Consider the following 8717-nt stretch of genomic DNA (forward strand, 5'->3'; position numbering starts at 1 on the left):
GCGACATTGTGCATCTGGTCGGTGGAGGAACGCACAAGGACATTGAGGCCGAGTTTTGTCGCCGTCTCGCGCAGCCACTCGCCAGACAGATCGTCGCCGCCGACCCAGCGGAAATTGTCCTTGCCCAGCCGCAGCAGGGTGCCGTCATCAATCATGCCGCCATGCTCGTAGCACATGGCCGAATAGACCACCTGGCCAACGCCAAGCTTCTTGACGTCGCGGGTCAGCGTGTATTGCAGCAGCGCTTCGGAATCCGGGCCGGTGACCTCGAACTTGCGCAGCGGCGACAGGTCCATGATCACCGCGTCTTGGCGGCAGGCCCAGTATTCGGCGATCGGCCCGTCCTTGGCGAAGGAATTGGCGAGCCAATAGCCCTTGTACTCCTGAAAGTTGCGGGTGTGCTTGGCAAAGCTCGAATGAAAAGCGGTCTCGCGGGTCATTTTCGGTTCCGAATCGGGCGTCATGCGTCTGGCGATCGCTCGCGAGAATTTGTGCTGGCCGGAATAGGTCCGCACATGGATGTCGGTCGGGTTCCAGCCATTGGCCGGCGTCGTGTCGTCGGGGCAGGCGGAGGAAACGCAAACGATGTCGGTGAGCGCCCTGAGCAGCACATAGTCGCCCGCCCGCGACCACGGCTCGTCGGACACCATGACGCCATGCGCGTCGATCGCCGTGTTGAAGAAGAAGTTGATCGCCATCCAGCCCGCGCGGGGATTGACGCCCTTGCCGGCCAGAGCGCCGTTGAAATTCTCCGAACAGTTGGTGTGTCCGGGATAGCCGATGTCGTCGTAATATTTGGCGGCGCAGGCGAGCGCGAAGGCGTCGTGCCGGCCGCATGTGTCCTGCACCACCTCGACCAGCGGCTCCATGTCCTGGTCATAGTATTTGGAATGCAGGCCGGGCATCGGGTAGCTCGCACCCATGAGCGTGCGCGTCGTCGTCACGTCGAGCGGATGATCCAGTCCCCTGTCCAGCTTGCGCGCCGAAAAGCACTGGAAATCGGTGCATTGGCGCCCGTCGACATCGATGATCTGCAGATAGTCGCCAGCCCCAACGAAATAGGCCTCCGCGGTCGCCGAATGGACGCGCAAATCGAGCACCGGGTCGGCAAGCGGATCAGCCAATACCGATTTCGCCGCCGGGCGGATCGTGGCGCGGCGAACGAAGACGGTCAGCGGTGTCGCCGTGTCATGACCATCGACCAGCATCGGCCCGCCGGGGGCGGCAATCAGCACCGCACCATCGCGTGCGACGGTGAAAGCCTGCTCGGTGCCGGCCGGTGTCGTGACGCCGAACACCCGCACCGCCCTGGCGTGGTCAAGCTGCACCTGCCGGCGGGCGAGCCCGCTCCGCAGGGATGCGAGACTGTCGTCGCCCTCTATGAGCAGCGCTTTGATGCCGGCAGCGTTGCTGTTCGATGCTTCACCAAAAATGCCGGGATCGGTCGCGCCGGTCCTGTCCCAGGCCAGAAGTTCGCAGGCCTGGCCGCCTTCGACATTGCGCACGGTGATCGCGTCGCCGGCCTCGATGTCGATCAGCACCGCGCCGTTGCCCTGGATCGTATAACGCTCCATGCCCGGCGGCAGCGCGATCTGGCCCGGCCTCAGGATGAGGCTAGGCTTGGGCGGTCCGGCAGCAATTGCGGGGTAGGGCGACTGGCTCATCTCAGCCTTGCGGTTCGAGAAACAAGTTTGCCTGTGCGTGAAATTATTTTAGCAGCAAGAATAGCAGTGCGGTTGGGTTTGGCAAGGCGGAGGTGGCGCGCTTTGCCTTCTCCCCTTGTTGTGGGAGAAGGGAAGACTAGCCAAGGCTAAGCCAGTCTCTCTGTATGGTTGATGTCGACGCCGTACTCCGCGCCCGAATCCAGCATCGTATGCCAAAGGCTCTCGGCAAACGTCGCAAACATCAGAACGTTGAACACCGCCTGCCCATCCGTCCGATCACTGTCGCGCCAGAGCGTGACGCTGGTGTGATCCATCGACGTCGCGGCGGCGGCGCCAACCGGAAACGAATCGGGATGCAAATCGATCGACGACAGTTTCGCCAGCATTGTCCGCGCCTTGGCGCCGGAGATGCTGACCAGAACCCGCGCATGCGACTGGTCCGACAGCGAGCCGGACAATGCGGGCTCCAGCGTCTGCATCGTGTGCTTGCCGCCCTTCGACAGCACGAAGAACTGGTCCGGTCCCGACCAGATCAGCGTTGCGTCCGAAGTCCGCACCGCCTTCGGCGCATCAGGGACAGCAACACCAAACCGAGCCTTGGCGGCTTGTCCCAGCTCGGCCGCCTGGCCGCGCCGCGCCATCCCCTGGATCAGATCAAAATTGCGGATCTCGGTCAGCGAAATGCCGGCCTCGATACCGCGTGCGCCATCTGTACCGGTGACAAGCGCATGCTCGAGTGGGCTGCGAGAAACCCAGGAAAACTCAACCACGCTGGCGCCCTCCATCCGGGTCGTAGAAGACGGGATTGCAGAGTTCGACGTCATAGTCTTCGCCGCGCAATGGATCATGCGCGTGCACGATCTCGCCGATGCGTTCGCGGCCGCGTTCGACAAGCGCGAGCCCGATCCACTGATCCAACGTCGGCGAGAAGCAGACCGAGGTGACATAGCCCTGGTCGTTGCCGGGGCCGGGCGTCTGCCCCTTCGGGATGATGTGTGCGCCGGAGCGCAACCGGCGTGTCTCGTCCGTCGGCTTGATGCCGACGACGACCTGGCGATCTGGGGCTACCAGCGCCTCGCGTCCGGCCATGACGCGGCCGATATAGTCTTTCTTGGTCGACATCATCTTGCCCAGACCAAGATCGGCCGCTGTCGTCGTGCCGCTCAGTTCCGGTCCGGCGATGTGGCCCTTTTCGACGCGCATGACGCCGAGCGCCTCGGTGCCGTAAGGCGTCACGCCGAATGGCGCGCCGGCCAGCATCAGATTGCGTGCCATCGCATCACCGAAGCGTGCCGGTACCGAGATCTCGAAGGCCATTTCGCCGGAGAACGAGATGCGGAACAGCCGCGCCTTGAGGCCGCCGCGCAACGTCACTTCGCGCGCGCCCATGAACGGAAAGCCTTCGTTGGAAAGGTCCTCGGACTCATCAACGATCTGTTTCAGCAACTCCCGCGCGCTCGGTCCGGCGATCGAGAACTGCGCCCACTGGTCGGAGACGGAAGTGAGCTGCACGTCGAGCTCCGGGAACAGCACCTGGCGGCAGAATTCGAGATGCTGCATCACCAGACCGGCCTTGGCCGTGGTGGTGGTGAGAAAATAGTGGTCTTCGGCCAGCCGCGACGTGGTGCCGTCGTCATAGACGATGCCGTCCTCGCGCAGCATCAGACCGTAGCGCGCCTTGCCCACTGCAAGACTGGAGAAGGTGTTGATGTAGACGCGGTCGAGGAAGGCGCCGGCATCCGGACCGTGCACGTCGATCTTGCCGAGCGTCGAGACATCGCAGAATCCGACGCCTGAGCGCACCGCCTTGACCTCGCGCGTCACCGATTCCAGCCAGTCCTTCTCGCCCGCGCGGGGGTACCACTGCGCCCGCTTCCACAGGCCGGTGTCGACGAAGACAGCACCTTGTTCCACGGCCCAGTGATGCGACGGCGTCAGCCGCGTCGCATGGAAAGTCTCGTCGCGGTGATGGCCGGCGAAGGCGCCGATGGCGACGGGCACGTAAGGCGGCCGGTAGATCGTTGTCCCGGTCTCGGGGATCGAACGGCCGCTGACCGCAGCCATGATGGCGAGGCCGGCGACATTCGAGGTCTTGCCCTGGTCGGTCGCCATGCCGAGCGTGGTGTAGCGCTTCAGATGCTCGACCGATTCAAAACCCTCGCGCTGCGCCAGCTCGATGTCGGACGCGGTGACGTCGTGTTGCTGGTCGACAAAGGCTTTGCCCTTGCCGGCGACATGCCAGAGCGGCGTCAGCGAAAAAGCCTCGTCATCGGCGGCAGGCGCGGCGCCCGCCGTACCATTGTGCCCCGTGTCACGGGCCGCTGCCGCGCCAGCGGCAAATCCCTGGCTCAGGCAGGCGCCGAGCCCGAAATCGCCATTGGCGGCACCCGCGGCGACCATGCCTGGAGGCGCGCCGTCGGGCACGAAGGCGGAGATGTCGCTGCGCCATTTCGGCCGGCCGCGATGATAGGAGGTCAGCCCGACCGCCGGGTTCCAGCCGCCGGAAACGGCGAGCCCGTCCGCTTCGACCTCGGCGCGCGCGCCGCCGGTCAGCGACACCGCGATTTTCCTGACGCCATCCTTGCCGCCGTCGATGCCACTGACGGAACCGTGCAGCACCGGGAAGCCGCCCTTCGAGGCCAGCGAACGATGCGCCGGCGATATTTCGGGCCGTGCATCGATGACCGCCGCTATCTGCAGGCCGGCACCGAGCGCCGTCTCGACGGTGCGCCAGCCGTCCTCATTGTTGGTGAAAAGTGCGATCCGCTTTGCCGGTGTAGCGGCGTAGCGCGCGACATAGGTGCGCATGGCGGAGGCCATCATCACGCCGGGCGTGTCGTTGCCGGCAAAGACGATCGGCCGTTCGATGGCGCCGGCTGCCACGACGCAGCGCTTCGCCACGATCCGCCACAGGCGCTGGCGCACCTGGTGCTCGGGCGGCGAGGGCAAATGGTCGTTGACCCGCTCAATGGCGCCATAGGTGCCGCCATCGTAGACGCCGAACAGCGTCGTGCGGGTCATGACGCGGACGTCGGGCATACCAGCCAGTTCAGCCAGCGTCCGCGAAATCCACTCGGCCGCAGGTTCGCCGTCGATCATTCCGCCATCCGACAGCAGACGGCCGCCGAGGACAAAATCCTCCTCGCACAGGATGACGCGGGCGCCTGCGCGGCCGGCTGCCAACGCCGCGGCCAGACCAGCCGGGCCGGAGCCGGCGATCAGCACGTCGCAATGCGCCCATGCCTTGTCGTAGTGGTCGGGATCGGCAAGGCCGGCGGCACGGCCAAGGCCTGCGGCGCGGCGGATCGCCGGCTCATAGATCGCTTCCCAGAACTTCGCCGGCCACATGAATGTCTTGTAGTAGAAGCCGGCAACGAAGATCGGCGCGAACAGCTGGTTGACCGACATCACGTCGTGGCGCAGCGACGGCCAACGGTTCTGGCTGGCGGCCTCGAGCCCGTCATAGAGTTCGGCCGTCGTCGCCTTGGTGTTCGGCTCGCGCCGTGCCCCGGTGCGCAGCTCAACCAGCGCATTGGGTTCTTCCGAGCCCGCAGTCAGGATGCCGCGCGGGCGATGGTATTTGAATGAGCGGCCGACCAGCTTGACGCCGTTGGCGATCAGCGCCGAGGCGAGCGTGTCGCCCTGGAAGCCGGAGAAAGCCTTGCCGTCGAAACGGAAGTTCAGCGGTGCCGAGCGGTCGACAAGCCCGCGATTGCCGAGCCGGTGTGTCTGCGCGCCGGCCATCACGCACCAACCTTCGCAGCGCCGGCACCAGCCGCCGGTTCGATGGAGGAAATCTCGTGCGTCAGCGTGTTGCGGGTGACCTTCAGCCAAGCCCGGCAACCACCGCCATGGTACCAATATTCGCTGGTCGCGCCGGCGACATTGTCGCGCAGATAGACATAGTCGAAGACCTCGTCTTCCGAGGCGCCGGCCTCGGGCCGCACCGGCTTGGCGTCGCCGAGATAGGTGAACTCGCCGAGTTCGCGTTCACCGCAGAAAGGACAGGCAATGCGCATTTCTTCTAAACCGCCTTCAATGCAGGTTCGGTTGGGCGCCCTGGCCCTTTTCGTCGATCATGGCGCCAGTTCGGAACCGGTCTAGGCGGAACCGTGCCGCTTCTTCATGCGACTCGTCGCGAGCCAGGAGGTGCGCAAAGACAAAACCGGACCCTGGCGTCGCCTTGAAGCCGCCATAGCACCAGCCCGCGTTGAGATAGAGCCCGTCGACGGGCGTCTTGTCGATGATCGGTGAACCATCCATCGACATGTCCATGATGCCGCCCCACTGGCGCAGCAGGCGCACGCGGCCGATCATCGGCATCAGCGCCATGCCGCCCTCGCAGACGTCTTCCATCACAGGCATGTTGCCGCGCTGGGCGTAGGAATTGTAGCCGTCTATATCGCCGCCGAAGACGAGGCCGCCCTTGTCGGACTGGCTGACGTAGAAATGGCCGGCGCCGAAGGTCATGACGCCCGGGATGAGCGGCTTGATCGCCTCGGAGACGAAGGCCTGCAGCACGTGGCTCTCGATCGGCAGGCGCAGACCGGCCATTGCTGCGACGCGCGACGAGGAGCCGGCGACCGCCATGCCAACCTTTCCGGCGCCGATCTTGCCGCGCGACGTCTCGACGCCGGTCACCTTGCCATTGGCGTCCCTGACAAAACCGGTGACTTCGCAATTCTGGATGATGTCGACGCCGAGTTCGCTCGCCGCATGCGCATAGCCCCAGACCACCGCATCGTGCCGCGCCGTGCCGCCGCGCCGCTGCAACAGCCCGCCTTGCACGGGAAAGCGCGCATTGTCGAAGTTCAGGAACGGGATCATCTTCCTGACGGCAGCGAGGTCGAGCAGTTCGGCGTCGATGCCGTTGATGCGCATAGTGTTGCCGCGCCGCGCATAGGCGTCGCGCTGCGCATCGGAATGGTAGAGGTTGATGACGCCGCGCTGGCTGACCATCGCATTGTAGTTGAGGTCCTGCTCCATCCGCTCCCACAGCTTCATCGACAATTCGTAGAAGCCGGTGTTGCCGGGCAGACCGTAATTGGAGCGGATGATGGTGGTGTTGCGGCCGGCATTGCCGGAGCCGATCCAGCCTTTTTCGAGCACGGCGACATTCTTGATGCCGTACTCGCTGGCGAGGAACCAGGCGGTGGCCAGCCCGTGCCCGCCGCCGCCGATGATCACCACGTCGTAGCGATCCTTCGGCGTGGCGTCGCGCCAGGTGCGCTGCCAGTTCTTGTGGCCGGACAGGGCGGCACGAGCGAGCGAGAAGATCGAATATTTCATCAGTTCATTCCGAGGTCGCTCGCGTCGCGCTGGTGGTCAAATATCCAGCGTGTGGTCGCGCTCCCATTGCGTGAAGTGCGAAGCATAGGAATTCCATTCCTGGTGCTTCAGCTTTAGGTAGGCCGACGAGAAATCCTCACCCAGCGCCGCCTTGAGCGATTTGTCCTTGTCGAACTCGCGCAAGGCGTCGAGCAGGTTGAGCGGCAGTTTTGGCGCGCCCTTTACCGTATGGCCATGCTGGTACATGTCGATGTCGTAGCGCTTGCCAGGATCGGCCTTCGAGCGAATGCCGTCGAGGCCGGCGGCGATGATGACCGCTTGCAGGAGATAGGGATTGGCGGCGCCATCCGGCAGCCGCAGCTCGAAGCGGCCGGGGCCGGGCACCCGCACCATGTGGGTGCGGTTGTTGCCGGTCCAGGTCACCGTGTTCGGTGCCCAGGTCGCGCCCGAAATGGTGCGCGGCGCGTTGATGCGCTTGTAGGAATTCACCGTCGGGTTGGTGATCGCGGCCAGTGCGGAGGCATGTTTCATGATGCCGCCGAGGAAATTCCTGCCCTTGGCCGACAGGCCGAGCTCCATCGAATTGTCGGCGAAGACGTTGGTCTTGCCGGCCTTGTCCCAGACCGAGATATGCGCATGGCAGCCATTGCCGGTCAGGCCCTGGAAGGGCTTCGGCATGAAGGTCGCGCGCAGGCCATGCTTTTCCGCGATCGACTTGACCATGAATTTGAAGAACGAGTGCTTGTCGGCGGTCGCCAGCGCGTCGTCGAAGGCCCAGTTCATCTCGAACTGGCCGTTGGCGTCCTCATGGTCGTTCTGATAGGCGCCCCAGCCGAGCGCCAGCATGTGGTCGCAGATCTCGGCGATGACGTCGTAGCGCCGCATCACCGCTTGCTGGTCGTAGCAGGGTTTTGAGGCCGTGTCGTATTCGTCGGAGATCGTCTTGCCGTCAGGCGAGATCAGGAAGAACTCGGCCTCGACGCCGGTCTTGACATGCATGCCGTCGCTGGCGGCTTCCGCGATCAGCCGCTTCAGTGTGTTGCGCGGCGCCTGGTCGACCTCCTTGTCGTCCATGATGCAGTTGGCCGCCACCCAGGCGACCTCAGGCTTCCACGGCAGCTGGATCACCGAATCCGGATCCGGCACCGCAAGCATGTCGGGATGCGCCGGCGTCAGGTCCAGCCATGTGGCGAAACCGGCAAAGCCGGCGCCGTCCTTCTGCATGTCTGATATCGCCTGCGCCGGCACCAGCTTGGCACGCTGGCCACTGAACAGGTCAGTGTAGGAAATCATGAAATATTTGACGTTTTTCGCCCTTGCGAATTCAGCAAGATCAGTTGCCACGGTAGTTCCCCATTTTTATCGATTGTTGTTCCCGAGTATGCGGGAATCGGCCCTTCGTTGATCAGAAGCCGTTCTTCCCCGGTATCCAGTTGGTGCCGGCCAGCGGCACGCCGGCCATGGCGGCTGCCTCGATCGTCAGCGCGACCAGGTCCTCGGGTTCGAGATTGTGCAGGCTGTTCTTGCCGCACGCGCGGGCGATCGTTTGAGCCTCAAGCGTCATCACCTTGAGGTAGTTCGCCAGCCGGCGCCCGGCAGTCACCGGATCGACCCGCTTCATCAGTTCCGGATCCTGCGTGGTGATGCCGGCGGGGTCGCGCCCCTCGTGCCAATCGTCATAGGCGCCGGCCGTGGTGCCAAGCTCGTTGTACTCCGCCTCCCAGCGCGGATCGTTGTCGCCGAGCGCGACAAGGGCCGCCGTGC

General features: G+C 64.5%; 7 protein-coding genes. All 7 read right to left on the reverse strand.

Annotated features, from left to right (window positions below):
- Positions 1-1664 (reverse strand): DUF1989 domain-containing protein (locus ENZ75_RS12220; protein ID WP_128278117.1); only part of this gene is annotated, 1664 nt, incomplete at its 3' end.
- Positions 1665-1810: 146 nt separating this feature from the next.
- Positions 1811-2434, reverse strand: coding sequence for a sarcosine oxidase subunit gamma (locus ENZ75_RS12225; RefSeq protein WP_063170183.1), 624 nt, complete (start codon positions 2432-2434; stop codon positions 1811-1813).
- Positions 2427-5408: a sarcosine oxidase subunit alpha gene (locus ENZ75_RS12230; RefSeq protein ID WP_063167613.1), complete on the reverse strand. Its 2982-nt coding sequence runs from the start codon at positions 5406-5408 to the stop codon at positions 2427-2429. The genes ENZ75_RS12225 and ENZ75_RS12230 overlap by 8 nt, the downstream gene beginning before the upstream one ends.
- Complete coding sequence (locus ENZ75_RS12235) at positions 5408-5683, reverse strand: sarcosine oxidase subunit delta family protein (RefSeq protein WP_024502588.1); 276 nt, start codon at positions 5681-5683, stop codon at positions 5408-5410. The genes ENZ75_RS12230 and ENZ75_RS12235 overlap by 1 nt, the downstream gene beginning before the upstream one ends.
- 16 nt (positions 5684-5699) lie before the next feature.
- Complete coding sequence (locus tag ENZ75_RS12240) at positions 5700-6953, reverse strand: sarcosine oxidase subunit beta family protein (protein ID WP_013532907.1); 1254 nt, start codon at positions 6951-6953, stop codon at positions 5700-5702.
- A gap of 36 nt (positions 6954-6989) precedes the next feature.
- Positions 6990-8297 (reverse strand): type III glutamate--ammonia ligase, encoded by a 1308-nt coding sequence (glnT, locus tag ENZ75_RS12245; protein ID WP_063167614.1) that lies wholly within the window; start codon positions 8295-8297, stop codon positions 6990-6992.
- Positions 8298-8358: 61 nt separating this feature from the next.
- Positions 8359-8717, reverse strand: a 359-nt coding sequence (locus ENZ75_RS12250) for a glutamate synthase-related protein (RefSeq protein ID WP_245481150.1), incomplete at its 5' end; no start/stop codon positions are given.

This window comes from Mesorhizobium sp. M7A.F.Ca.CA.002.04.1.1, assembly GCF_004022805.1.
Taxonomy (GTDB): domain Bacteria; phylum Pseudomonadota; class Alphaproteobacteria; order Rhizobiales; family Rhizobiaceae; genus Mesorhizobium; species Mesorhizobium ciceri.

Excerpts from the sequence above, each read along its gene's own strand:
- ENZ75_RS12235 (WP_024502588.1), bottom strand. The coding sequence starts at position 5,683 with ATGCGCATTGCCTGTCCTTTCTGCGGTGAACGCGAACTCGGCGAGTTC.
- ENZ75_RS12240 (WP_013532907.1), bottom strand. The coding sequence starts at position 6,953 with ATGAAATATTCGATCTTCTCGCTCGCTCGTGCCGCCCTGTCCGGCCAC.
- ENZ75_RS12230 (WP_063167613.1), bottom strand. The coding sequence starts at position 5,408 with ATGGCCGGCGCGCAGACACACCGGCTCGGCAATCGCGGGCTTGTCGAC.